General features: G+C 35.9%; 21 protein-coding genes and 3 pseudogenes. 13 read left to right on the top strand and 11 right to left on the bottom strand.

Annotated features, from left to right (window positions below; all coding sequences use genetic code 11):
• A pseudogene (locus ACEWB7_RS08935) lies at nucleotides 1-679 on the top strand (IS4-like element ISAbe18 family transposase); the annotation flags it as partial.
• A gap of 46 nt (nucleotides 680-725) precedes the next feature.
• On the opposite strand, the pseudogene ACEWB7_RS08940 reads toward ACEWB7_RS08935, so the two are convergent.
• A pseudogene (locus ACEWB7_RS08940) lies at nucleotides 726-1,319 on the bottom strand (ATP-binding protein); the annotation flags it as partial.
• A 181-nt stretch (nucleotides 1,320-1,500) separates the two neighbouring features.
• Here ACEWB7_RS08940 and ACEWB7_RS08945 point away from each other — a divergent pair.
• The 4 genes from ACEWB7_RS08945 to ACEWB7_RS08960 are packed head-to-tail and all read left to right on the top strand — an operon-like array spanning nucleotide 1,501 to nucleotide 7,004.
• Complete coding sequence (locus ACEWB7_RS08945) at nucleotides 1,501-1,926, top strand: hypothetical protein (protein ID WP_411580649.1); 426 nt, start codon at nucleotides 1,501-1,503, stop codon at nucleotides 1,924-1,926.
• Nucleotides 1,923-5,342: a hypothetical protein gene (locus ACEWB7_RS08950; protein ID WP_411580650.1), complete on the top strand. Its 3,420-nt coding sequence runs from the start codon at nucleotides 1,923-1,925 to the stop codon at nucleotides 5,340-5,342. The genes ACEWB7_RS08945 and ACEWB7_RS08950 overlap by 4 nt, the downstream gene beginning before the upstream one ends.
• A 2-nt stretch (nucleotides 5,343-5,344) precedes the next feature.
• Complete coding sequence (locus tag ACEWB7_RS08955) at nucleotides 5,345-5,797, top strand: hypothetical protein (protein WP_411580651.1); 453 nt, start codon at nucleotides 5,345-5,347, stop codon at nucleotides 5,795-5,797.
• A complete protein-coding gene (locus tag ACEWB7_RS08960; protein WP_411580652.1) occupies nucleotides 5,790-7,004 on the top strand; it encodes a hypothetical protein in 1,215 nt (404 codons plus the stop codon). The genes ACEWB7_RS08955 and ACEWB7_RS08960 overlap by 8 nt, the downstream gene beginning before the upstream one ends.
• Here the strand turns inward: ACEWB7_RS08960 and ACEWB7_RS08965 are convergent, their stop codons facing one another.
• Complete coding sequence (locus ACEWB7_RS08965; protein WP_411580653.1) at nucleotides 7,005-7,256, bottom strand: helix-turn-helix domain-containing protein; 252 nt, start codon at nucleotides 7,254-7,256, stop codon at nucleotides 7,005-7,007.
• Between the two features lie 58 nt (nucleotides 7,257-7,314).
• Between ACEWB7_RS08965 and ACEWB7_RS08970 the strand changes: the two genes are divergently transcribed.
• Nucleotides 7,315-7,776: a hypothetical protein gene (locus tag ACEWB7_RS08970; RefSeq protein ID WP_411580654.1), complete on the top strand. Its 462-nt coding sequence runs from the start codon at nucleotides 7,315-7,317 to the stop codon at nucleotides 7,774-7,776.
• Here ACEWB7_RS08970 and ACEWB7_RS08975 read toward each other — a convergent pair.
• From ACEWB7_RS08975 to ACEWB7_RS09000, 6 genes and pseudogenes are all read right to left on the bottom strand, one after another.
• On the bottom strand, nucleotides 7,757-9,142 hold the full coding sequence (locus tag ACEWB7_RS08975) for a tyrosine-type recombinase/integrase (protein ID WP_411580655.1): 1,386 nt from the start codon (nucleotides 9,140-9,142) through the stop codon (nucleotides 7,757-7,759). The two genes, ACEWB7_RS08970 and ACEWB7_RS08975, sit on opposite strands and share 20 nt — an antisense overlap.
• Nucleotides 9,135-9,653, bottom strand: a complete 519-nt coding sequence (locus tag ACEWB7_RS08980; protein ID WP_411580656.1) for a hypothetical protein — start codon at nucleotides 9,651-9,653, stop codon at nucleotides 9,135-9,137. The genes ACEWB7_RS08975 and ACEWB7_RS08980 overlap by 8 nt, the downstream gene beginning before the upstream one ends.
• Entirely contained in the window at nucleotides 9,650-11,953 is a 2,304-nt protein-coding gene (locus tag ACEWB7_RS08985; RefSeq protein WP_411580657.1) for a hypothetical protein, read from the bottom strand. Before ACEWB7_RS08985 ends, ACEWB7_RS08980 begins: the two co-directional genes overlap by 4 nt.
• Nucleotides 11,950-14,289, bottom strand: coding sequence for a hypothetical protein (locus ACEWB7_RS08990; protein WP_411580658.1), 2,340 nt, complete (start codon nucleotides 14,287-14,289; stop codon nucleotides 11,950-11,952). Before ACEWB7_RS08990 ends, ACEWB7_RS08985 begins: the two co-directional genes overlap by 4 nt.
• Before the next feature lie 112 nt (nucleotides 14,290-14,401).
• Nucleotides 14,402-15,313, bottom strand: a pseudogene (locus tag ACEWB7_RS08995) (YifB family Mg chelatase-like AAA ATPase); the annotation flags it as partial.
• Between the two features lie 65 nt (nucleotides 15,314-15,378).
• Nucleotides 15,379-15,606, bottom strand: a complete 228-nt coding sequence (locus tag ACEWB7_RS09000) for an accessory factor UbiK family protein (protein WP_034703445.1) — start codon at nucleotides 15,604-15,606, stop codon at nucleotides 15,379-15,381.
• A gap of 278 nt (nucleotides 15,607-15,884) precedes the next feature.
• Here ACEWB7_RS09000 and glnK point away from each other — a divergent pair, with 278 nt between their 5' ends.
• The 7 genes from glnK (at nucleotide 15,885) to ACEWB7_RS09035 (ending at nucleotide 22,021) form a co-directional block, all read left to right on the top strand.
• A complete protein-coding gene (glnK, locus tag ACEWB7_RS09005) occupies nucleotides 15,885-16,223 on the top strand; it encodes a P-II family nitrogen regulator (RefSeq protein WP_004650081.1) in 339 nt (112 codons plus the stop codon).
• Between the two features lie 60 nt (nucleotides 16,224-16,283).
• Entirely contained in the window at nucleotides 16,284-17,696 is a 1,413-nt protein-coding gene (locus ACEWB7_RS09010; RefSeq protein WP_034703438.1) for an ammonium transporter, read from the top strand.
• 139 nt (nucleotides 17,697-17,835) lie between these two features.
• On the top strand, nucleotides 17,836-18,303 hold the full coding sequence (gene nrdR, locus ACEWB7_RS09015; RefSeq protein WP_004787309.1) for a transcriptional regulator NrdR: 468 nt from the start codon (nucleotides 17,836-17,838) through the stop codon (nucleotides 18,301-18,303).
• A 2-nt stretch (nucleotides 18,304-18,305) separates the two neighbouring features.
• Nucleotides 18,306-19,394 (top strand): bifunctional diaminohydroxyphosphoribosylaminopyrimidine deaminase/5-amino-6-(5-phosphoribosylamino)uracil reductase RibD, encoded by a 1,089-nt coding sequence (ribD, locus tag ACEWB7_RS09020; protein WP_312309570.1) that lies wholly within the window; start codon nucleotides 18,306-18,308, stop codon nucleotides 19,392-19,394.
• Nucleotides 19,391-20,683 carry a DNA adenine methylase gene (locus ACEWB7_RS09025; protein WP_034703433.1) on the top strand — a complete coding sequence of 431 codons (1,293 nt, stop codon included), beginning with the start codon at nucleotides 19,391-19,393 and terminating at the stop codon, nucleotides 20,681-20,683. The genes ribD and ACEWB7_RS09025 overlap by 4 nt, the downstream gene beginning before the upstream one ends.
• A 23-nt stretch (nucleotides 20,684-20,706) precedes the next feature.
• Nucleotides 20,707-21,366, top strand: a complete 660-nt coding sequence (locus ACEWB7_RS09030) for a riboflavin synthase (RefSeq protein ID WP_034703431.1) — start codon at nucleotides 20,707-20,709, stop codon at nucleotides 21,364-21,366.
• Between the two features lie 109 nt (nucleotides 21,367-21,475).
• Nucleotides 21,476-22,021 carry a VTT domain-containing protein gene (locus ACEWB7_RS09035; RefSeq protein WP_004787301.1) on the top strand — a complete coding sequence of 182 codons (546 nt, stop codon included), beginning with the start codon at nucleotides 21,476-21,478 and terminating at the stop codon, nucleotides 22,019-22,021.
• Nucleotides 22,022-22,122: 101 nt separating this feature from the next.
• On the opposite strand, the gene ACEWB7_RS09040 is transcribed toward ACEWB7_RS09035, so the two are convergent.
• From ACEWB7_RS09040 to ACEWB7_RS09050, 3 genes are read right to left on the bottom strand one after another with little or no spacing between them, the layout of a single operon-like run.
• On the bottom strand, nucleotides 22,123-22,737 hold the full coding sequence (locus tag ACEWB7_RS09040) for a hypothetical protein (protein ID WP_034703444.1): 615 nt from the start codon (nucleotides 22,735-22,737) through the stop codon (nucleotides 22,123-22,125).
• Nucleotides 22,738-22,763: 26 nt separating this feature from the next.
• On the bottom strand, nucleotides 22,764-23,171 hold the full coding sequence (locus ACEWB7_RS09045; RefSeq protein ID WP_034703428.1) for a DNA polymerase III subunit chi: 408 nt from the start codon (nucleotides 23,169-23,171) through the stop codon (nucleotides 22,764-22,766).
• On the bottom strand, nucleotides 23,164-24,612 hold the full coding sequence (locus ACEWB7_RS09050) for a leucyl aminopeptidase (RefSeq protein ID WP_312309574.1): 1,449 nt from the start codon (nucleotides 24,610-24,612) through the stop codon (nucleotides 23,164-23,166). Before ACEWB7_RS09050 ends, ACEWB7_RS09045 begins: the two co-directional genes overlap by 8 nt.
• Nucleotides 24,613-24,700: the final 88 nt, after the last annotated feature.

Consider the following 24,700-nt stretch of genomic DNA (forward strand, 5'->3'; position numbering starts at 1 on the left):
TGATATTCCTGAGTTTGTTGCAGTTGAAAATGGCAAAGAAAATGACATGGTACAAGGCCGCAAATTCCAGTTTCCTGCTGGCAGCATTGTAGTTTTTGATAAAGGCTATGTCGATTACCAATGGTATGCAAATCTGACTGCTCAAAACATTGGATTTGTCACACGTTTTAGGCCTAAATCTGTGTATCAGGTGATCCAGCAACATCCAGTGCTTGAATCCAAAGGTATTCTAAAAGATGAAACCATTCAGCTGAATAGCGCACATGCCCTAAAAAGAAAAGCCCCAGTGTTAAGAAGAATTGAATATAGAGATCAGCAAAGTGGCAAGCACTTTAGCTTTCTCAGCAATAACTTTCATTTAGCCGCCTCCACCATTGCGGCGATTTATAAAGATCGTTGGAAAGTTGAGCTGTTCTTTAAGGCGATTAAGCAGAATCTCAAATTAAAAGCGTTTCTAGGCCGCAGCAGGAACGCAATTCAGACACAAATCTGGATTGCGATGATCGCCTCTTTATTGGTGAGTTTCGCTCAACATTTAGGAAAAACAGGTTGGACAGTTCAACGTTTACTCAGAATAATTCAAGTGAATTTGTTTGAAAGAAGAACTTTAAAAGCTTTATTTTCATCCGATAAAATACCCATAAAACAAGAGGAAGCTCAAATGAGCTTCCTCTTGTGAAAAATTGTGGGACAGCAATGGATCTCAGGTCGCCTTTTTTAGTGTTCTAAATCTGCTGCTGCCCGCGATAAGATAAAGCCTCCGACAGATGCTGGCTTTGGATATCGGGACTTTGATGCAAATCGGCAATGGTACGTGCGACACGCAAGACCCGATGATAGCCTCGTGCTGACAAATTCAGTTTCTGCTGAGCCAGTTCAATCATTTTCTGAGCTGGTGGATCGAGAGGGGCGTATTGTTCTAGTTGCTTTGGACTAAGACTCATGTTCAAGGCATTTTGCCGTTCGATCTGAATATTATAGGCGCTGATCACACGCTGTCTGACCGTTTCAGAGTTTTCGACAGGTTTATTGTCTTGTAACTCCTGTGCCTGTAAAGGTGGTACGTCAATATGCAGGTCAATCCGGTCCAGTAATGGACCAGAAATCCGGTTCTGATAACGCTTGATGCTTTCAGGTGAACATTGACAGCGGCTGTCCTGATTAAATGCATAACCGCATGGACAGGGATTCATGGCTGCCACCAACTGAAAGTTGGCTGGAAAAGTAATTTGCCGGGAAGCACGCGAAATCACAATTTCTTTGGACTCAAGCGGCTGACGTAATACTTCTAAAACCTTGCGGTCAAACTCAGGCATTTTCCTAATTTATTTAAAATTTATAAAATATTGTCAAGAAAAAAGCAAACCACTAAGAATAGTTGCATTAAAAAAGATGCAAATAAAGAAACTAAATAAAACTGGAATAAGAAAAAAATTAAATGATTTATAAACTTATGAACTATACTAGTTCATTGTGTAAGAAGAAAGCTAATAGGCGCAAATGATGCATAAGGATGATCCGTTAGAATATTTATGGCAATACTTTGAACGCCACTCCTCACAAAGGCTTCAAATGTTTAATTATTATATCCTTGTAAATATTGCGACACTTACAGGAATTGGTATTTGTTTAAAAGAAACGCAAACACTAATTATTTTACCTGCTATTCTTCTTTTAATTCTAAATGAAACATTTAGAAGAATTGATCAACGAACAGTTTTTATGATCAAACAAGTTGAAAAAAGTTTAAAAAAATATGAGCAACAATATTTTGAAGAAGATTTTCAAATTTTTAAAAATGAGGAAAAAGAAGTAGGTGATAGCTTAGTAAAATCATATACAAGCACATTTTCCTCAATTTTTAATTTAACAGATTTTATTGCAATCGCTTTTATCGGTTTTGGTATTTGGAAAATCTTTGTATGAAACATAACAACCTAGCAAAAATACAGAAAAAAATTAGCGAAAGAAAATATGACCATGCAATTGCTTTATTCAAAGGTTTAACTACACATGTAATGTATGAGAACTTTGATAGACTGATTAATGGATATGTTTTAAAGCATGTTTTTCAAAAAAGAAATTCAGATGTAATTTATGATGCTTTAAAAACTCAACGTAACTTTTATTTTCATTCATATAATTCAGAGATTCTTTGGAATCTTTTATTATTAAAAAAAATTACTGTAACTATTAAAGAAGATTTAAAAATATTTGAGGATATTGAAAAGAATATATTTTTAAATAATTTAGATGGATTATATGAAAAATATCAAAGCACATCAGAGGTTGCTAAAAAATCACATAAAGGTATAGAGTTATTAGTTCATTTAAATCAATTAAAATTAATAGAAGAGCTACCAGAGTATAAGGAAGATAGCTATAAAAAGGCATGCATAGAACAGTATATTTCAAAAATACAATTCTTTGTAGAGAATTCTACTCTCAAAGAACGTATACATGCTGATTTACGTGAACCAAGCTTTGCAGAGTATTTTATTTATAAGGTAACTCAGGAATTTATTGATACAGATAGGCTAGTCATATATGCACATATTGATAGAAGCTACAATGATATTGATTATTATGAAGATATAATAAATTATCTGCTAGAAACCTCTATGCGTGGCGATTTGCATAGTACAGTCATTAGAGCAATTGAAGATGTATATCAGATCACTGAAGACAAAAGATTACTAACACTAATTTACTCAAACAAAAAGAATTATGATGTTGATCAACGAATACTTGATAGACAAATGTATTTTGAATACGATTTATTAGCTAATTACAAAAAAGTTTTAGAAATTACTAAGCAAAATATTGAAGAAGAAAGTGACGATTATTGTTCATACCTATTCTATTTAAAAAGTTCTGTTTTAACTAATTCAGATGAAGTGCTATTTGAAGATAATTTAGTTCTTGGAGAATTATTTAAACATTTTAAAATTATATTTAATCTTTCAGGAGATAGGGTTTATTATCACGCTTATACTTGCTTGAGATTGTTAGACCAATATAAAGTCTGTCGTTGGTCTAGATTGTTCTCAACATATATTATTGCATATTTGGATAAGTTTTCAGAAACTAATTTCAGATATTTTAATTTTGTTTATGGGTTTAATTATAATTTTAATCCTTTAAGATCTTATTTTTATAAAAACAAGAAATATAGTCATTATTATCCTAATTGTATTAGTTATAATGCTTTAATTGAAGAGAAGGATAATTATGAATTAGATGATTCTATTGTTGGGAAAGTTACGTGGATTAAACTATTAGAATATTATAGATCCAATTTTATAGATTTTGCTTATGAAGCAAATAGCTCAGTGGAAAAAATTCTATATTTCCATTTAAATTATATTTATATTAATAAACTAATTGAAAATAAACGTACTACGGAAGCTGTTGAACTCACTGTAAATCAAATAGTTGAGTATACTGAGTTTTATAACTTACATCCTTTTGAAGAAATATTTGAAATAGTTGTAAATGATGATTTTATAGATCCAATTTATAAGTTAATTATTATATATTATAAAATATATGCATTTGATCCAGAAGAAAATAAAAGAAGAGATCTAATTTCTAATGCAAGGATTTTATTAGAATCAATAATTATTAAATATGAGGATGATGATCGAATTAATGAATTTCTTGCTGAGTACAGCCACTTAGATCCTAAAGTAGTTAATTTCTTCTTATGCTATGTTTGGCAAACAGAATTTATGAAAAATACTTTGGTATATGAGTCAATTAATGAAATTCAAGAGGAACGTATAAATATTTGTAAGAAGTTAATTGAGTTAGATCCTAATGAAAAATCTATATATCTTAGTGAATTACAGGAAAAAGTTAAGACTTTAGAAATTAACAAAACATCCAATTTAATACATTCTTCTAAAGTTTTTGTGGATGTAAACTCGGTTAAGAGAGCTTGCTTAGATAGGCTCGATAAGAGTTTTGAATCATTTAAACAATTAAGATCTCATAGTAAAGATCAACAAACAATATTTTTGGTGAGAGATAGCAATGACGATTTAACCGATGAAGGGGAAGATGCTGAACTAATACAAGACTTTGATACTAGTAAAATTATAAATTTTAATGGTTATAAATTTAAAGCTCTGAAAATTGATCAAAGAAGCTTATTGAAATTTAAACATATCATTTCTGATGTCACTAATGAGTTCCTTATGGGAGCTACAGGTTTAAATTCATATCTAAGTACTGGTATTCGGCATGGGATATTACGTAATCATTTACGGAATCCAATCGAAAAGGAGCAGTTACTTCCTTCTTACTTAGATAGACATTTATCGAATAAAATTGTAGACACATTAGAAAATAGAGAAGTCATTTATGAACTTTTACAAAAGTTTAGTGATGAAATTGACAATACAATTGACTTTATTACAGAGCGATTAATTCAAATTTCTATTTCTTATGAGTTTGCCTTCTTATATGACTCACATGATAAGTTCTCACGTCAATCAGTAAATTTGAACATGTTCAATTATGTCTTTACCTTTGATGAAGCAGAGATGCTTATTAGTAAAGGTAAAGCCGATTTAGCAGCCTTTATTGATGACTTAATTAATCTTTTATGGCTCAAAACTGATGCATGCTTACTAAGAATGAGACATGTACTCGCAACAACTATAAAGCAGCGGTTTAGAGAGATATTTCGTCAATTAATTGAGTCTTTGATTAAAGTTGGAGAGTCTGAAAAGGGGGATCTAATCAATTCTATTGTTAGTGCAGAATCAAATTTCTTCAGAATTTTTCAAGAAGCTCAGCAATGGTTTAATAAAAATAATGTCTATCAATTACCAGAGTTACAGCTTTCTAGATGTGTAGAAATTTCAAAGAATATTATTACTCGGACTATTTTTAGTTTAAAGGATTGGGAAGGACTAGAATTAAAGTTCAACAATGACCCATCTCTAAGTGGTAGATACGTTAGTGACTTAGTGTATATGTTCTTAGATTTATTTAATAATGCCTATCAACATTCTAAGTTAGAACCAAACGATCTGAAAATAGAACTAAATATTCTGCATGATGATAGAAAAGTTCTAATAGATTTTAGAAATAATCTTAATCTTGATCTTATTGATTTGGAGTCAACAAGGTCTAAGTTAACAGATATTCGTGAGTCTATTAGAAATAATAAGTCAAAAGAGTTAGCTCAAAAAGACACTAATAGTGGATTGCATAAAATTAATAATAGAATTTGTAATGAACTCTTATTTACTGAGACTAGTTTGAATTTTGAGTTAGATGAACAGAATTCACAATTTATTGTAAAAATTGAATTTACAATAAATAGGAGTTAAAAATGATTATACACCTTATTGAAGATGATGCTTTTAAATGTACAGCAATAAAGAATTGTATTCAGAAATTCGATTCATCTATAAATCTAGAAGTTTCTCTATCGGTGGCATCTGGATTAAGGTATTTAGTTAAAAATAAAAGTAAGATTGATTTACTACTATTAGATATGAGTATGCCTTTATATGATAATAGTGATGAAAATACTTTTATTAATGAGCACCAAAATTTTGGTGGTAAAGAAATTTTATCTCAAATGAAGGTTCGAAAAATAAATATTCCTGTTGTAGTAATTACAATGTTTAATTCTATCGATGATATATCTATTAATACTTTAGAAGATGACCTTAAGAAAAATTACCCTGATATTTTTAAAGGTATAATTTTTTATACTTCCAAAGATATTTTTTGGGCTAAAAAGTTGACTGAATATATTACTGAGTTTAAACATGGTTAATATTTTATTAATTGATGATGGTAATGATAAGGTCGAAACTATTAATAAGATCCTATCGGAAAATAAAATACCATTTAAGTTAGACCATGTTTCAAATATCTTAGCTGCACGAAAAATTATGCAGCAGACTTGTTTTGATATTGTTATTGTTGACTTACATATTAAGCGTGATACAGGAAGCCCGCCAGAAATTGAAGCAGGTTTGGAATTTATTGATCTATCTTTTCATGATAAGAAATGTAAATTACCAAAAGAGTTTTTCTTTCTCACGGAAATGGAAGATCAAACTACTAATTTAAAATATAAAGTAGCCGAAAAGTATTCAAAATTATGGTATTACCAACCAGACTATCAAGAATGGAATTTATATCTAAAAAGCCGAGTCAAATTCTATGATGAGTACAATAATCGACATCAATATGATGTTGTATTTATAACAGCATTAGAAGAGGAATTTAATTCATTAATTAGTAATAATGAATTAATTCAATGGACAAGACCAGAACGAAAAAATCAAATAAGTCGTTGTGTAGGAAGAATTAGTATTCCTGGTTCAGAAACTAAGCTTTCATGTATTGTAATATCTCCTTTTAAAAAAGGAATGTCGGCAACAGCAGCTTTAGCATCAATGGTTTGTGAGTCATTTAAGCCCCGTGCTGCATTTTTATTAGGGCTTTGTGCTGGAACCGATCCAGAAAAACAGCAGTTTGGTGATACCTTAATTTCAGCCTTTATCTGGGATTATCATAGTGGAAAAATTACCAATACAGGGTTCGTAAATGCTCCATTTCAGATTCAAGCATCTGATGAATTATATGATGCAGTAGTTTCTGAATTTCTCAATGATGCAAATAGATATGCTGATTTTGTTAAAGAAGAGTTTGAAGATTTAGGATTAGAGAGAGATTGGTCAATTCAATTTGGTCCAACAGTTTCTGGTGGTTCAGTAATTGCTGATGAAGCAACAGTAAAAACAATAAATGCACAACATAAAGATATTTTAGGAATAGATATGGAAGGATATGGATTTTATGAAGCTGTGCAACTTTATCCGGGTACTCAGGGATGTGTAATTAAATCTATATCAGATTTTGGAGATTCTCAGAAAGGCAACGATTATCGAAAATTATCGCTCTCAATGACAAATAAAGTGCTAAATGATGTTTTAAAGAATTCCAATTTTCTTGAAATGTTTAACGATATATAGCTATTCCGAAGACAAAATACGTAATTGCTGTAAGAGTATGAGGAAAGTTCCTGATTGAATATTTAAAGCATTTAACCAATCTAATAATTCAATTAGATCAATTCGTCTATCAAGATTTTCTACTTTAGCTATATAAGACTGGGGTCTTTTTAAAGTTGCAGCGAGTTGCACCTGAGTAATGTTTAATGACTCACGTGTGCTGATTAATCCGTCAATTATTTTTTTATATCTTGGGTCATGTATTGAACTCATAGTCTTATGTTGAACTATGAGATAAAATATCCCAAAATGGGATATTTAGGGAATTTTAATGAGTTTAAATGAAGAAATTCAAATGAGCTTATTAGTGTTTGTACAGCGTAAGAATATTAAAAATTGTGCATTTGGTGAGTTAAAAGACTTATTTTTTGAAGCTTATCCCCAATACCAAGATAGTAAATATTATCACTCTTTATATAGAGCTCTTCAGAACCTGTGTAAAAGTAAACATGTAAGCATTGATAAGTCGACTTCTCCTTTTAAGTATAGTTCTAATAGTGCAAGCGTGAAAAATACTAATTCAATTGAGGATTTAAACGGAGAGATGGGAAAAATAAATTTCTCAATTTATACATTAAATTGCGACTTATTTTGGTATAGAAAATATATAAAAGAATTTCCAAATTTATTAAAAGAAATAAATTTAGAGATTGAGAGTGCAAACAAGCAGTTATATTCATTATATTCAAAGAAAAAAGTTTTAAAAAAAATTATCACTCATCTGAAGAGCTGAGTAATGAAGAGTAATCCATAACGGTCTTCCTCAAGTTATCTAGAAAAAAGTCTTTTGTAATCTTTTCTTCTAAGTAGGAATTTTCTAACTCTTTAATTTTTTCGGTAATAGAAAATATTGATGTTTTGGTAAGCACTTTATCTATTAATGCATCAATATTTTTTTCTTCTAAAAATGCATAGTCTATATACGTATCTAAAGATTTTATAGACTTATGTCCTGTCCATTGTTGAACTATTAATTTAAGTTTATCAATCTCAAGAAAAGCTTCTCTAAATTTGTATTTATTTTCAATTTGAAATTCTTGGATGAGATATATAATTTTTTCAGTTATAAACTTATGTCTGAATTGATGCAGGCTTACTTTGGAGTCAATATGTGCACCAGAAGCCCACTCATGCATATAGGTAGTAAAAGTATCAACTGATAGGGGATGACCACTGGTATGGGAAATAAAAACATACCCATGATCTGAATTGGTTCCTATAGATTTTTGAATAATCCTTCGACGATATCTTCTTATATAGATGCTTAAATTATTTAATAGAGTGCGTGGAACAGGTACTAATCGATAGCTATCATTTCTTTTTGTTTTTAAAGTGATGAGCCTTAAAGAAGGGTACTGGTCTTTAGTTTGAAGGGCATCCACTATATCTTGAACTTTAAGAGATCTAATTTCATCACGTCTTGCTCCAGTTAGTTCTATACAATCTAGAATACATAAGTTCCTGGAACGAAGACTTTCATCCGTATTAGAAGATACAAATTGTCTTATCTTGATGGCATGATCTTTAGATATAGGTCGTTTTTTTAAAGAAGGAACTTTATGAGGTAAGGAGGAATGGGTACAAATAGTAACTTTTGTTTTTGAACGGTATTCCAAAGTGATTTTAGATATAAGCCTTATCCGATATTGACTACCAATGCCTATAAAGTTTTTAAGGTTATATAAATCTTGGACATATATTAAAAACTCTATGCACCTTTGACCTATCATAATTATTTGATTTGATCTTCTAATAAACTTTCCAGTTTTAGACTTTTCTAATTTTAAAAAGTTAATAAAATCAACAAACTCATCGTTATCTAAAGTTGAAATTCTTTGAATTTTGTTTAAATAACAATACCTTATTAATAGTGAAATAGCAGAAGCATATGTTTCTAATGTTCCACCATTATTTTGAGAAAGTCCTTTAAAAAGTAGATGTAGTAGGTAGCTATTAGCCTCGAAGCAAGGAGTATTATCGGGATAATGAACAATTGGGCAGTTATCAATTTTTAATGTTCTAATTTGCTTAGATCTGTAGGAGTAATAGTCATAAATTTTAAAATTTGATACTAAGTTATATAGTTTTTTTTTATTCATGTTCATCTTCCTTAAGTGTATAAGAAAGTATTTTTTCAAATGTACTCAGTTTTTTCTCAATAAAATTTTTTGTTTGAGGTTCATTAGTATTCTTCGAAATACTAATTAATGTGTATTGAATATCGGTAAAAGCTTTTACTAATTTTAAATTTTGTTTTTCTAACTGTTTTATTTCATTAGATAATTTTAAAATTTTTTCATTTAAAGATTCTTTGGTACTTTTTTGAGGTGCCTTCTTTAAGTTAATTAATTTGTGATATGCAAGAGATCTAAGATTATTAAGATGTTCAAAACCTAATTTTGAAAATTCATCAGCGTAAGTTTTATGAGTATTTAATGAAACTCTTAAGATAGATCTTTCAAGTGAGGAAAAACTAGCAAAGTTGCTTTGAGTTCTAAGAATTTCTAAAAATGTTGCATTATCAAATTTTTCAGGTGATGAGATAATATCTTCTAACAACTGTAATTCGTTGGTAATCGAATCTTTTATTTCTGGATTTTTTATTCTCATAATTCATCCTTAATAATTAATACTAACTTGTAATCCCGAATTATTTCTCCTTTGCAATTTTTAGTTGAAAAAAATGTAGGCTTTAATTCAATATCATTTGCTTCTAGTAAAAGATACACTTGATTAATAAGTTCTTTTTTCTGAATAAAGTCTAAGCTTTCTTTTGGGTATAAATCACTTATTGAATCTTCTGCAAGTATTTCTAGTTCTCGAACATTAAATTTCTTTTCTAAAATTTGAGTCAATTGCGCTATATTTTCAATTTTATCTTGGCTCTTAGAGATTAAATTATCTACCAAACTAGTTGCTTTGATTCCATTCAGAACTTCACCTGTAATAGATTCTGTAATGTAGTGATAAAGATGTTCAGTATCGGTATGCCCTAAAAAGTATCTAATAGAGTCTAGTCCATCAAAACTTTTTGACCAAAAAAAGAGCATAGCAAAAAAGCGTCGCAATTGATGTTGTCTGAGGTAAAACCTTCGGAAATCATCTTTTTTATATTCAATAACAGGAGTTTCGAAATAGTCACAAAAAGCGTTTAAACATTTTGAATAATTAGTGTTATCTAGTGCTTTAAATCTATTTCCGTAGTGATTATAAGTATTTATTAAAGATATGTTTTCACTTAAATTTTCAGTATTTAAAATTCTTTCATTAAATTTTTCTAATTTATAAATAATCTGAGCTACTGAATTTAGAATTGGTCTAGAAAGTTCTTCTCTTGAGTCTTCTAAGAAGTATGTTCCACTTTTTCTATTTTTAAATTTTAATTCGAAGTTTAAATTTGGGTATAGATTAGGCTCTAAGTTTGGAGGTGATAAATTTTTATTTGCCTTTAAATCAATAATTTCATGCTGTCGCCTTGCTGAAATTGTTCCTATAACTATTAAAAGAGCCCCTATTAAAACATTGTATAAGTCACATAGACCTTCATTATTTCTGCGTTTTATAAATTTTTGTGGGTCTTTATCAGAGATTCTAAAAGATTTTACTCCTAATTGTTTCAATTCAGGTGAAGTCACGTCCTTCCAGTAGGATTTTTTGAGATAAGAATAGTCAAAACTTTTTTTGTTTTTTTCTGATCTTGGAGGTACGTATACATAGCATCTATACATTGTTTCAAGTAAAGGCTCTAAGTAACTGAAGATAAATTCAAAAGCATTTTTAACACAAGGAAAGACAACATTTCCTGGCAATGTAGCATGCCTACCTACAGGTTTCATTTGGACACGTTTTCTGATTCTTTCTGGAGTTATTTTTGATAAGTTATTTTTTTCAAATCTAGAACAAAAGCTATAGTCATTAACAGAAGCTAAAATATGAAATTGCTTAATATAAATTTCAATATTTTGATCACATTGTCCTTCTTCTTCAAACTGAGTTCTAGTTGGGATAGCATTATATTCTTGAAAATCAAATGGCATATAAAGAGCTAGGTCATCAAGTGATTCAAAAATACGATGTTCAGCAGCAATTGTATTAGTAAACAAGAAGTTGAAGAAACGTGTATTTGGTTTAGGGATAAGATCTTCACCTCTGTAATAAGCTTTCTGTTGATATAAATATAATCGAGCTTTTCTCTTTTCTTCAAAAGTTAAATCTAATCCCTCTTCAATATTTAGAGGAATAAGAGGAAAACGATGTTCAAAAATGTGAACTTGTTCAAGAGAAATATCTTTAATCTTATCTTTTAAATATTCTGATACTGTTATTTTATAATTATAAATAGCTTCATTAGCCGGCATACTTGCAAGTTGTATAAAAAGATCTTGAAAGAAATTTTCATCAATACAAGATAATTCACAACTTGAAAGTAATAGTTCATCTGAATTAAGTATAATATAGTCTATAAGACCTAGTACTTTATTAATATTTGCAGAAATTGTTGTTCTTGAAGGTACTTTCCCAGAAAAATAAAGTGGGTTTCCTTGATTTACAATCCAGATCTTAAATGAGTTTAGTAGTTTAGGGTGATCAGTAAGTGAGCTATTATCCTCTAAGGTTATTTTTGTGAAATCTATTCTTTTATCATCCAAATTATTAATTTTTAAAATCCAAATATTATCAGAGAAGTTAGTATTCTTTTTAAACCAGAAAGGATTTAAGTAATCAAAATCATATAAACTACTAACTGATTTAAATATTTTTTTTGATAAATTTTTTTTTGAAATATAAGATTTATTATTTAAAATAATTTCTTTTAAATATGTAAGTTCATCGTTAGACATATTTAATATGTCTTTTTTTTCCTCATTAATCTCTTTGATTAATTTATCTATAGTTATCTGATCGTTCATGTTAATGCACCTTTAATTAATTCTATCGATAAAGGATGCTTCTTAGCTTTTTCATACATTCTAAGAACTTTATCTTCAATTGAAATGGAATGGGTGCTACTTGGATCTAATGTTAATTCAAGCTGAGTAACTACCAGCATGGCACTTTGCCACCAGTACTCAGCTACCTCATTAAGCTTATCTAGACCATAAGAAATTACATATTCATTGATACCAATAAACCATTGAAGTAATGCAACTGAGATGGGGAAGATACCAATTTTTTCATTATGTATTTGACTATCTAAATTGCTGTTTTTAAATTTATTAATTTGAGGAGGTAGCTCTTTAAAAGCATGGTTTTCAATGAATTCGTTTAATTCTTCTTTTGTAAAATCAACTGCTTGAAATAAGTATTCAGAGTCTTTCATTGCTTCATACACTAAAGCATTTTGAAAAATTCTTATCCATCTATTAGTAAAGAATTTCCAAATTGGTTCAGGTAAATAAGACTTCATGAGCTTTTGTTGATATTCCTTATGACCTAATGCTTTACTCATTTCATAAACAGATTTAGTTTCTAAATATACTTTTATAGCGCAACTGGCTCTAAATTTTGTTAGAGTAAAATTTTTAATTAATTCATCTAATTCTTCTTTTCCATATTTATCTATATATTCTTTTGAATAGGGGTTATTATAGAAAATATTTTTTAATTTATTATTATCTTTAAGAGTATTTGGGTGATATAAAGTTTCAATTTTTTTGGGCTCTATAAAAGGGCTCCATGAGGCTATAAATAAATACTCATAATCAAGTGAGTTAATTTTTTTTAAATAATTTCTACCAATTTTTGTTACTTCTAAAATATCATCTAATAAGTTTTTTGAAAATATAGTAGTTTTTATTGATTGTTCTGCAAGATTAACTCCTCGTCTTTTCTTAAAAGAAGTTAAATACCATTCATCATTAATTTTCAGATAACCCACCTTATTGCTTTTCTCATATAATTTGAAATTTATTAACCAAGATTCTGTAATAAAAGGATGCTCCATTATCAATAAAATCATAAAAGGATATAGAGTATCGTTTGAACAATAAAAAATTGTATTGTTGAGTGGTTTTTTACAATTGAATCCTAAAAAATTTGCAAAGTTTACTACTTCCTCATTTCTAAATGGTGTTGCTAAGTAAGTGGCACAAGTGTTTTCTATATTATCTTCACCAACTTTGACTGGATTAAAGTTTGAGCTAGAATGTCCTCTTTGCCTTACATCACCTTTAGCAGTATTTATATAAAAGTTATTAAGTTTTTCTTTTATATTTTTAATTTCTAATTCTGAACAATTTTTTATAAAGTTAATATCATAACTAATTTTTTCTAAAATTCTTTCTACTGCTTCATCATCTGTAAGTGATACTGGAATTTGAGTAATCAATTTAGAGTGAACGGCTTCATTAGAACCTTTAATTTTTATATTGCAGTAGTTTTTCTTAGCACTTTTAAAGTTTGGAACAACGATTTCAATAATGGGCTGTGGAAATATATTTAAATCAACTAAGTGCATATATATATTTACTTGTATTTGCCAATTCTGGTGAAAGACATGTAAATCATAATTTTTTATTTTAATATCAATAAGTTGTATTTGGTATAGGGTGGTAAAAAATTTATGAGCATATTGAGAGCAAGTATTCTTTTTTAATGAATTTATGTTCTTGCATGTCATTGCTATGTAGAACATTAACTTATTTATACTAATTAAAATTCTTTGTGCTGTAGTGTAGATATAATTTGATATTAATAAAGTCACGCCTTTTATAAATTTTTTATAAAATATTTCTCCATATAAATCATATACATATGAAAAATTTAAATTCAACTTTTTGTGATCACTTGAATAGGCTACCCAACCCTCAAAGTAAGTTTTTACTTTCTTATTTATATATCCATTTTGATATAGTCGCGTACATTTTTCTAAGTTGGCTTGTGGTGAAATGTTTTTAACTAAATTACATTCTGGGGTCGGAGATACATAAGTTAAAAAAATATGATTGAGAATTTTGAATATTGTACGAAAGTAGGCTTCTAGAGTTTTTTGATCACCTTCAAATTCGCAGACAATAAAGCCAAATAATCTTCTGATATGAATAGAAAAATCTTCATGAATATTGGGAGTCTTGATAAGGCAAAAGTTTTCAATTTTTTCTTTATGAGTAATCAATAGAAAAACTTTATATATGTCTATATAAGTTTTACATTTCAATTCTTTTGCTATGTCATTCCAAATTTTTTCTGTTAATGGTGATAAAACTTTTTCTAAATTGTAATCTTTTAAATTTTTAAAGATCATCATCTTTTCCTTTTTATCGTTATTTGATGATTGTCAAAATATTAAAGTGATTTTTTCTTTAGGAATAGGTTTAACAAACAAATATTTACGATTTTGACAATCAAGGGTTTATTAGGAAAAGCGAGCATTCGTCTAGAAATAACACCCCCAAATGCGCCAGTGTGATCTCTCCAGGTTTAGGATGTGAGCCACCGCCGACCAGTGCAATGGCAGACGCAGTATGATGCGGTGCCCGAAATGGCCGTTGGCCAAAGGGATGATTGGTATTCGCAATCGAGTAGATACTGGCAACTTCCAGATTTTCCTGAGTATTTAAGGGCGGTAAAATACTGGCGAGGCGCGATGCTAACAAGGTTTTACCTGTACCAGGTGGACCGCGGAACAGCAGGGAATGACCGCCAGCGGCTGCAATTTCCAAGGCACGTCGTGGTCGCAATTGTCCTTTCACATCCGCCAGATCAAATTTATAAAAAGAGTGCTGATCTACTGGACTGGTCTTAAACGGGGTCAAGGTTTCCGCTTGAGCCAGATGTGCACAGACTTCCTGTAAATGATTGGCGGCAAATACCTGAAAATCCGGGAGCTGAGAGGCTTCCTGAGCATTCGGACTAGGCAAGATCAGTTGATGCTGTGCCTGCTGGCAGGCGATTGCAATACTCAGGATTCCTGTTACAGGCCGCAATTGACCATCTAAGGCCAGTTCACCAATAAATTCAAGGTCATCTGTGCAATTTTCTGGAAGCTGTCCTGAGGCTACTAAAATTCCTAGCGCAATCGGCAAGTCCAAACGTGAGCCGTCTTTAGGTAGATCGGCAGGTGCCAGATTAATGGTCAGGCGTTTGGTCGGAAACTGAAAGCCACTATTTAGAATGGCTGAGCGAACCCGATCCTTACTTTCTCTGACTGCGGCTTCAGGAAGCCCCACAATGGTGAGGGAAGGCATGCCAGAACTGACATGAACTTCGACTTCAATTAAAGGTGCATGCAGGCCTAACAGGCCTCGCGTATAAATTTTGGCAAAAGACATATTGTTGTTCCAATATAGTGCATTATTTTTATTGTTCTCGTGTCTTTTGTGCACTGTAGTTGTGCTTATTTTTTAATCGAGACTTTTTCTTCTAGCTCTTCGACTTGTTTTAGTAAAACATTTAAACGCTGATTGGCATTATTTAGGGCAGTGCGTTGACGTTCGAGCTCTTCTTTAGACACTAAATCCATTTTACTGACGGCTTCATTGAGCAGGGCACGCAGGTTGTGCTCCAGGTCCTTTTTAGGGTGTTCAACTTGCTGCAAAATTGCTTGTAACAGGGTTTCAATCATAATCTGATCCATCGCCATATAAATGCGCGGACAGTGTAGCATTGCTGCAAGAGTGACTTACAGTATTTCAGATAAAATATAGGCTGCTTCGATTAGTAATATTGTAAAAATCCACATAAAAAATATCCAATTTGTGCAGATTCCAATACGTTATAAGTATAAAATAAAAGAGCAAGAAACATCGTGCCGGGCTTTCTAATTTCCCCCGACCTTAGGAATCTTGGCATGAAATTTGAACATAAAACCTTACTGGTGAAATAAGCCGAAGGAAAACAAACATGAAGCTCGTAACTGCAATTGTAAAACCTTTCAAATTGGATGATGTGCGTGAAGCATTATCTGAAATTGGTGTTCAAGGCATCACTGTGACTGAAGTCAAAGGCTTTGGTCGTCAAAAAGGCCATACTGAACTTTATCGTGGTGCTGAATACGTTGTAGATTTCCTACCGAAAGTCAAAATTGAAATCGCAATCAGCGACGAAATGGTTGATTCGGTAATTGAATCAATTACTCGTGTTGCAAGCACTGGCAAAATCGGTGACGGAAAAATTTTCGTAACTAACTTAGAACAAGTCATCCGTATTCGTACCGGTGAAACAGGTGCAGACGCTGTTTAATTTGGCACGAAGTTTGCTGAGTACCTAATAACTCACAAAAAACATGGTTGGGGGATACGAATGAAAAAAATGCTAATAGCGTTCGGCTTGTCCAGCGCTCTTTTAGGTGGTTCTGTTGCGTGGGCTGAAGAGGCCGTAACAGCACCAACACCTACTGAAGAAGTCGCACTCGTTGCAGAGACTGGTGATACTTCACTTACAACAACAGACACAACTACAGCAGAGATTGCTGAAGTGGCGCCAGCTGAACCAGCAGCGCCTGCAGAAGAAGCTACTCTCGATACTGGCGATACAGCCTGGATTCTCACTTCAACAGCCCTTGTATTACTGATGACCATTCCAGGTTTAGCCCTGTTCTATGGCGGTATGGTCCGTAAGAAAAATGTGCTGGCAACAATGGCACACAGTTTTGTCGCTGCAGCCGTAGTCAGTATTGCCTGGGTCGTGATTGGCTATACCTTGGCCTTTGGTGAAGGAAATGCCTTTATCGGCAGTCTGGACAAGCTCATGCTAGCCGGAATAACTACCGATGCGCTTTCAGGCACGATTCCTGAAATCCTGTTCGTGATCTTCCAAATGACGTTTGCCATCATTACGGTTGCCATCATCAGCGGTTCGATTGCAGAGCGTATGAAGTTTGGTGCTTTTGTGGCATTCATTGCACTCTGGGTGATTCTGGTTTATGCACCAATTACTCACTGGGTATGGGGTGGCGGCTGGTTAGGCAACGACGGTGCGCTTGACTTTGCTGGTGGTACAGTCGTTCACATCAACTCAGGTGTAGCGGGTCTGGTTGCAGCCTACATGCTTGGTAAACGTATGGGCCTTGGCCGTGAATCAATGGCGCCACATAATCTGACTTTAACTGTAGTCGGTGCAAGCTTACTTTGGGTAGGTTGGTTTGGCTTCAATGGTGGTTCAGCATTGGGTGCGAATGGTTCTGCAGGTTATGCGCTGATCGTAACTCAAGTTGCAGCAGCGGCAGCAGCGATCTCTTGGTTAATTACTGAAAAAGTAGTACGTGGTAAAGCCTCTGTATTAGGTGGGGCTTCTGGTGCGGTAGCAGGTCTGGTGGTGATTACTCCAGCGGCTGGTTTCGTTACTGTCGGTGGTGCACTGGCAATGGGTTTGATCGGTGGTGTGGTATGTTTCTGGGGTATTACTGCTCTGAAACGCGCACTAAAAGCCGACGATTCTCTAGATGCCTTTGGTTTGCACGGTGTGGGTGGTATCGTTGGTGCGATTCTGACAGCATTCTTCGCAAGCGAATTCATCATGGGTGATGCTGCTCCAGCAAATGTAATGAGCCAACTTTGGGTTCAAGTTGAAGGTGTACTTGCAACCATCGCTTACTCTGCAGTATTAACTTTCGTGATTCTTAAAATGATTGATCTGATCATCGGTATCCGTGTTTCTTCTGATGATGAACGCATGGGTCTGGACTTGAGTCAACATGGCGAACGTGTAGAATAATCTGCTAAAACAATAATCAATATATTGTGTAAAACAGCCCATCTGGGCTGTTTTTTTTCTATATGTTGCGTAAAACTCTACAAAGTTTGGAATTTTTGCTACACTCGGAAATCATCAGGATTTGTTCAATTAAACCGCTATGCATTGCCCATTTTGCAATACACCAGACAGTAAAGTGATTGATTCACGCCTGGCCGCTGAAGGTTGCCAGATTCGCCGCCGTCGTGAATGCGTCAGTTGTAATGAACGCTTTACCACCTTTGAAAGTTATGAAGTGGTGATGCCGCGTGTCATCAAATCTGATGGCAAGAATGAACCCTTTGATGAAGCCAAATTACGCCGTTCACTGATGCATGCCTTGCAGAAACGTCCTGTGACGCAAGAACAGATTGAAACGGTGCTCAGTGATATTCAATTACAGATTCGCCGTTTGGGTGAACGTGATGTGAAATCACGCACGATTGGTGAAATTGTCATGCAATCGCTATTTGCACTTGATCATGTCGCTTATGTCCGTTTTGCTTCGGTGTATCAGGATTTCCAGGATGTCGAAGCCTTTCGTCGTCAGATTGAACAGATGCAGCAACGCGGTGAGTTTCAAGAATAAGCATGACTGAACTCACTCAAGATCAAATCTGGATGCGTCGTGCCATTGAACTGGCACGTCAGGGACAGTACTCGACCAAACCCAATCCAAACGTTGGTTGTGTCATTGTCAAAGATGGCGTGATTGTTGGTGAAGGTTTTCATCCCAAAGCGGGTCAGCCTCATGCGGAAGTCTTTGCGATGCGTCAGGCCGGAGAGCAGGCACGTGGCGCAACAGCATATGTGACTTTGGAACCTTGTGCCCATTATGGCCGTACACCACCATGTGCTAAAGGATTGGTTGAAGCAGGCATAGCTAAAGTGATTGTTGCCTGTCCTGATCCAAATCCACTGGTCGCTGGAAAAGGCGTGCAGATCCTGAAAGATGCTGGCATAAAGGTTGAAGTCAGTGTTTGTGAGGATGAAGCGCATCCGCTGAATGATGGCTTTCTGAAAGCCATGGCGACTGGGATGCCTTATGTGCGTTTGAAAATTGCATCGAGTCTGGATGGCCGTACGGCTATGGCATCCGGTGAATCGAAATGGATTACCGGGTCTGAAGCTCGGCAGGATGTCCAGCACTGGCGCGCCATTTCTGGTGCAGTGATTACCGGCATCGACACTGTACTAGCAGATGATTGTCAGTTGAATGTCCGCAGTCTGAAAGGTATCGACGACATCAGCAGCATGGTTCAGCCCAAACGGATTATTCTGGATCGCCAAGGTCGTTTACCACTGAATGCCAAAATTTTGGAAAATCCAGAAACGGTGATGGTGATGGGGCCTTATCGTCAGGAGCTGGCTGATCTGGGTGTGATCCAACTCGAAATTCAGCATGTAAAAGAATTATTACAGCAACTGGTTCAGCAGCATCAGATATATGATGTGCTGGTTGAAGCAGGTGCGACTTTATCTACTGCATTTTTACAGGCAGGGCTGGTGGATGAACTCATCAGTTATGTTGCACCGACTTTATTGGGGCAAACTGCGCGTAGTATGTTCAATGCAGAATTCAGCCGAATGGCAGAACAACTTCGATTCAAGTTGCAGGACGTGACCCGTTTGGGTGATGACGTGCGCTTCAGGTTAATTCCCTCTCAAGAGACACTATGAATTCAGAGTCTACGGTTTACCACAAACGTCGCCATGCGGCACGTACCACAGATGAATATCTTTTCCATCAGCTGGTTCCTTATCTGGGGAACAAACGCCGTTTACTACACTTAATTCTGGAAGCACTTGAGAGCACGGGAACCCTAAAACGTGAAGATGGCCGTGCGCCGATTTTTGCCGATTTTTTTGCAGGTTCCGGGGTGGTTTCACGTCTGGCCCGTCAGAATGGCTATCGGGTGATTGCCAATGACTGGGAACCCTATAGTCATGCACTCAATCATGCAGTTTTAGCTTGTACTGAAGCACCTGCCTTTAAAGAGCTCGGTGGCTATCAGAAAGCGATTGATTATCTGAACCGTTTGCCTGAAGTTAAAGGCTGGGTGACACATAACCTGTGTCCGCGTAATGATGAGATTTATGATCCGACCCGAGACCGTTTGTTCTTCAAACGCCGTAACGGCATGCGTATCGATGCCATCCGTCAGCAGATTGCCACCTGGCAGGCTCAAGGTGCGATTGATGACGTGGAAATGAGTGCTTTGCTGGCACCGCTGCTCTATTCAGCCAGTTTTGTCAGCAATACCTCAGGTGTATTTAAAAGTTTCCATCATGGTTGGGGCGGTAAAACCCAGACTGCACTAGAACGCATTGAATCACTACTTTGGTTAACGCCAAGCCGTTTCTGTGAAGATGCTAAGCATCAAGGACCTGCCGCAGAAATGTGGTGTGTGGATGCCCAACACTTAGCCAATCAGATGAGTGGTTTTGAAGTCGATGTGGCTTATCTGGATCCACCGTATAACCAGCATGCCTATAGTAGTAACTATCATGTACTCAATGCTTTAACGCTGTGGGATCAGGTGGATTTACCGACTCCAGACACTAAAGGCTTCAAGAGCGGGATTGACCGTGCATGGCGTAAAGAACGTCCAAGTCAGTACAACTCATCCAAGCATGCCAAAGAAGCCTATGAAACTTTGTTAGCGACTATTAATGCGCGTTTTATCCTGACCAGTTATTCGACCGATGGTAATATCAGTGCCACAGATTTGTTGCAGGCCAACCTGAAACGCGGCCGTGTAACCTTGCTCACTCAGGATGTGCCACGTTATCGTGTCAGCAAACAGCGCCAGTCTGAACGTGCACGCGTACTAGAATTTATTGTAATTACCGACACGCATGCCAAGTCAGGTCCACCAATTCGTCAGTTACTGAGCCAGTTGCATCATTATGCCGAGCTGGGCGGTGTGGATACGACCGGGGTGAGTACCCAATTGGCCTTGTGGTAAGCGCAGAGAAAAAGGAAATAAAGATGTTTACAGGTATTATTGAAAGTCTGGGCAAGGTCGAGAGCCTGCAAAGCGTTGGTGGTGATGTGCGTTTACGCATCCAGACGGATCTGGATATGTCCGATGTACATCTAGGTGATTCGATTGCCACCAATGGCATCTGTCTGACCGTAATTGACTGGGGTGAGAACTGGTATGCTGCAGACGTATCACGTGAAAGCCTGGATCGGACTACACTGGCTAACTGGAAAGTCGGCCAACCTGTAAATGTCGAAAAGGCGATGTTGCCAACTACACGCTTTGGTGGACATATTGTTTCTGGTCATGTCGATGCTGTGGGTGAAATTACAGTGGTACGTTCCGATGCTCGTTCCATCTACTTTGAAGTGACTGCACCAAAAGAAATTGCCAAATATCTGGCAGAGAAGGGCTCTATAACAGTAGATGGCATCAGCCTGACCATCAATCACTTACGTGGAAATATCCTTAGTCTGAATCTAATTCCGCATACGGCAGAACGGACCAATATTGGTACCTGGAAGTTAGGCACTAAAGTCAATCTGGAAGTAGATGTACTGGCACGTTATATCGAGCGTTTATTGCTTGGTGACAAGGCCGCAGAAACTACAGAACAGTCTAAAATCAGCATGGAATTCTTAGCCGAAAATGGCTTTTTGAAATAAATTAGCTGCGCAATTACCAGACAATCTAATTGAAAAATTAGACTGTTTTTTTATTTTTCGGGATAATACGTAGCTCAACTCGCGATTTTAGCCCCAGTGGACAGGTCGAATGCTCGATTTTTTACTTCATCTTGAACAGTCTTTACCCTTATTGCTGGAGCAGTATGGGGTATGGATCTATGCAATTTTGTTCCTGGTGATTTTTGCGGAAACAGGTTCGCCGTTTTTCTTCTTTTTGCCAGGTGACAGTTTGTTGATTGCTGTCGGTGCGTTGTGTTCTAGCTCTGACCTGATTACCTTGCACTCCATGGGTTTATTGCTGCTGATTGCTTCGATTCTGGGTTATACCGTGAATTATTATTCGGGCAGGGTGCTCGGATTAAAGTATTTCAATGAGCATTCACGGTTTTTCAAACCCGAATATATGGTCAAAACCAATCATTATTTTATGAAACATGGTGGCAAGACGATCTTAATTGCGCGTTTTATTCCCTTTGTGCGTTCCTTCGGCCCTTTTGCGGCAGGTTCTGGCCATATGAGCTTTGCGACTTTCAGCTTTTATAATGTGACTGGGGGAATTCTCTGGATCAGCACTTTGCTAGGGGCGGGCTATCTGCTTGGTAATACCGCATTTTTACTGGCTGACTTGTTTTAATTTTAAAGTAGATTTTAACTAGATAGAATAAGTTTAAATAAGGCAAGCAAGCGCTAAGGCTGAAAAATAAAAAGACTCTTTCAGCCAACTGACGATCAACTTTACTCAGCCAGATCAGAATTTTTCAGAATATAGTCAATTTCTTCCTTGGCTGCAGCGCGTAATTTCTCACGCAGTGCATTGACGGTTTGTTCAATCACAGTTTCTGCTTCGAGTTTCAGACGTAACTGTAAGCTTTCCAGCTCAGACAAAATCTGGGCATCGTCGATATTTAAGCGACCTTTGGCAAAGTCGAGCACCTGATCCGGATTTTTCTGATAACGCGCGGCATAATCCTGAACTTCAGTATCCAGCATATGACGCATTTCAGCCAGCTTCCGGGTCTGCTCGGCAAATTTTCGTTCTTCATCACGGCGTAGCTGTTCGGCATAGGCCTGTTCTTCAGCACGTTTTTCGGCTAAGGCTTTTTCAAGTGCCAGTTGTCTACGAATGCGTGCTTCTTCAATCAGTTCGGCCTTGCGCTGTGCATACGCTGCTTCAATTTTACGCTCAGACTCTTTCTGTAACTGTTGGTCGCGAACGAGCCATTCTTCTACAGCGGTTTCAGGCTTAAGTACTTCACAGATGCGCGAGAGGTCATCGATAAAGGTCTGACGTACAGCCTCAGGCGTGTTTAACCAGCGCTGTTTAAAATCTGGACCTACATTTAATGCCACTTGCATCTCCTTGTTCACGTGATTACTTAGAGCTTAAAGGTATTTGGCTGAATGCCAAAGCCACGATATTGTTTATATTTTTCACGTCCCAGCTGTTTGGCTGGTTCATTGTTTTCAATAATCTCAATAATGTGACTAAATTTCGCATCAGGTTCAAGTGCTTCCGGATTAAAATTAAAAATAATCCAGCCAGGCTGCTCTGGTAATTGAGCCGATATACAAACGGTCGCATCTGGCTGATCGATTCCATGCGGAATAAAGCTGGCAGGATCAAAGTTCCATAGCTTTTCATCCAGTTCCTGCTGTAAGGCAGGATCGGCACACAGCAGCCAGATACGCTCTGGCTGACGCAAAATTTTACGGCATAAACGACAAGTGCTGTCCACTTGTCGTTCAGGGCTTTTTTCAAATAAATAAAAGCTGACCTTAGCCATGCTTTTGAACGCGATTAGCCAGGAATTGCATTAATAGAGGTACTGGACGGCCAGTTGCGCCTTTATTTGGACCTGAATTCCATGCAGTACCTGCAATATCCAAGTGAGCCCAGCGATATTCACGCGTAAAACGTTGCAGGAAGCATGCAGCTGTTACAGAACCGGCTTTAGGGCCACCAATATTGGCAATATCAGCAAATGGTGAATCCAGTTGTTCCTGATAGTCGTCCAGTACTGGCATGCGCCATACACGGTCAAATGCATTTTGACCGGCGGTTTCAAGTTCTGCAGCCAGCTCATTGTCTGGTGTAAACATCCCGGTCAATACTGAACCTAACGCCACTACACAAGCACCAGTTAGAGTTGCAATATCAATCACCAGAGCAGGATTAAAGCGTTTTACATAAGTTAATGCATCGCAGAGTACCAGACGGCCTTCAGCATCAGTATTTAAAATTTCAACAGTTTGACCGCTCATAGTCGTTACGATGTCACCTGGACGGGTGGCTTTACCAGAAGGCATATTTTCCGCTGCAGCAATCGCACCCACCACATGAATTGGTAAACGAGATTCGCATAGTGCACGAAGCGTGCCTAGAACTGAAGCCGCACCGCACATATCGTATTTCATTTCGTCCATGCCAGCGCCTGGTTTTAATGAAATACCGCCGGTATCAAAAGTAATGCCTTTACCCAGTAATACCACTGGTGCTTCTTCACGATGCGCCAGATATTCAATCGTAATAATACGGCCTGGACGATCTGAACCTTTGCTGACTGCAAGGAAGGCACCCATGCCAAGGTCAGCCATTTGCTGTTCATTGAGTACAGTTACTTTAAGCAGGTCCGGATATTGAGCCGCCAGCGCTTGGGCCTGTTCTGCCAGATATTCTGGGAAACAAATATTGCCAGGACGGTTACCCAGATCACGCGCCAGATTCTGGCCACTCTGAACGGCCTGAATCAATTGTAACTGTTCAGCTGTTAATGGAGTTTCGGCAGCGATGAAATCAATCTGCTGCAGAATAAATTCATTCTTTTTCGACTTGTATTCGTCATAGCCGTAGCTGGCCTGAGTTAAAGCCAATGCAAACAGATAGTGCAATTCTTGTGGAAGTTGTGTCAGATCAACAGAAATCTGTTTGAATTTTTTTTGAGAGGCTTTAATAATGGCCTGGGCAATTTTCGCCAGTTTTCCCGCTTGTAATTCGGCAGTCTTGCCGAGGCCGATCAGAGCTGCATGCTGAGACTGGCTGACCTGTCCAATCAGGCTTAAACTTTCTGCTAGACCGGCCTTGAATTGGGAGGCTTCAATTAATGTGTCTAGGTTGTTGATTTGGTATGTTGATGCAGTGCTCTGAATTTGCTCTGAGTCGACTAAAATCAACAAAGATTGACTTGATCCATTCTCTGGGAATGACGTATTAATTGTAAGGTTCATATCTTGTTTTCACGCCTGTTTAGATTTGCAAATCATTCAGGCATTGAAACATTTATCCGAATAGATTTTCAATGGGCAGAGCCACCTA

Source organism: Acinetobacter sp. NIOH-H-8, from assembly GCF_046635365.1.
GTDB lineage: Bacteria > Pseudomonadota > Gammaproteobacteria > Pseudomonadales > Moraxellaceae > Acinetobacter.

Bases quoted from the DNA above. Each gene is read 5' to 3' on its own strand.
- ACEWB7_RS08945 (WP_411580649.1), top strand. From the start codon at position 1,501: ATGATGCATAAGGATGATCCGTTAGAATATTTATGGCAATACTTTGAA.
- ACEWB7_RS08950 (WP_411580650.1), top strand. From the start codon at position 1,923: ATGAAACATAACAACCTAGCAAAAATACAGAAAAAAATTAGCGAAAGA.
- ACEWB7_RS08955 (WP_411580651.1), top strand. From the start codon at position 5,345: ATGATTATACACCTTATTGAAGATGATGCTTTTAAATGTACAGCAATA.
- ACEWB7_RS08960 (WP_411580652.1), top strand. From the start codon at position 5,790: ATGGTTAATATTTTATTAATTGATGATGGTAATGATAAGGTCGAAACT.
- ACEWB7_RS08965 (WP_411580653.1), bottom strand. From the start codon at position 7,256: ATGAGTTCAATACATGACCCAAGATATAAAAAAATAATTGACGGATTA.
- ACEWB7_RS08970 (WP_411580654.1), top strand. From the start codon at position 7,315: ATGAGTTTAAATGAAGAAATTCAAATGAGCTTATTAGTGTTTGTACAG.
- ACEWB7_RS08975 (WP_411580655.1), bottom strand. From the start codon at position 9,142: ATGAATAAAAAAAAACTATATAACTTAGTATCAAATTTTAAAATTTAT.
- ACEWB7_RS08980 (WP_411580656.1), bottom strand. From the start codon at position 9,653: ATGAGAATAAAAAATCCAGAAATAAAAGATTCGATTACCAACGAATTA.
- ACEWB7_RS08985 (WP_411580657.1), bottom strand. From the start codon at position 11,953: ATGAACGATCAGATAACTATAGATAAATTAATCAAAGAGATTAATGAG.
- ACEWB7_RS08990 (WP_411580658.1), bottom strand. From the start codon at position 14,289: ATGATGATCTTTAAAAATTTAAAAGATTACAATTTAGAAAAAGTTTTA.
- ACEWB7_RS09000 (WP_034703445.1), bottom strand. From the start codon at position 15,606: ATGATTGAAACCCTGTTACAAGCAATTTTGCAGCAAGTTGAACACCCT.
- glnK (WP_004650081.1), top strand. From the start codon at position 15,885: ATGAAGCTCGTAACTGCAATTGTAAAACCTTTCAAATTGGATGATGTG.
- ACEWB7_RS09010 (WP_034703438.1), top strand. From the start codon at position 16,284: ATGAAAAAAATGCTAATAGCGTTCGGCTTGTCCAGCGCTCTTTTAGGT.
- nrdR (WP_004787309.1), top strand. From the start codon at position 17,836: ATGCATTGCCCATTTTGCAATACACCAGACAGTAAAGTGATTGATTCA.
- ribD (WP_312309570.1), top strand. From the start codon at position 18,306: ATGACTGAACTCACTCAAGATCAAATCTGGATGCGTCGTGCCATTGAA.
- ACEWB7_RS09025 (WP_034703433.1), top strand. From the start codon at position 19,391: ATGAATTCAGAGTCTACGGTTTACCACAAACGTCGCCATGCGGCACGT.
- ACEWB7_RS09030 (WP_034703431.1), top strand. From the start codon at position 20,707: ATGTTTACAGGTATTATTGAAAGTCTGGGCAAGGTCGAGAGCCTGCAA.
- ACEWB7_RS09035 (WP_004787301.1), top strand. From the start codon at position 21,476: ATGCTCGATTTTTTACTTCATCTTGAACAGTCTTTACCCTTATTGCTG.
- ACEWB7_RS09045 (WP_034703428.1), bottom strand. From the start codon at position 23,171: ATGGCTAAGGTCAGCTTTTATTTATTTGAAAAAAGCCCTGAACGACAA.
- ACEWB7_RS09050 (WP_312309574.1), bottom strand. From the start codon at position 24,612: ATGAACCTTACAATTAATACGTCATTCCCAGAGAATGGATCAAGTCAA.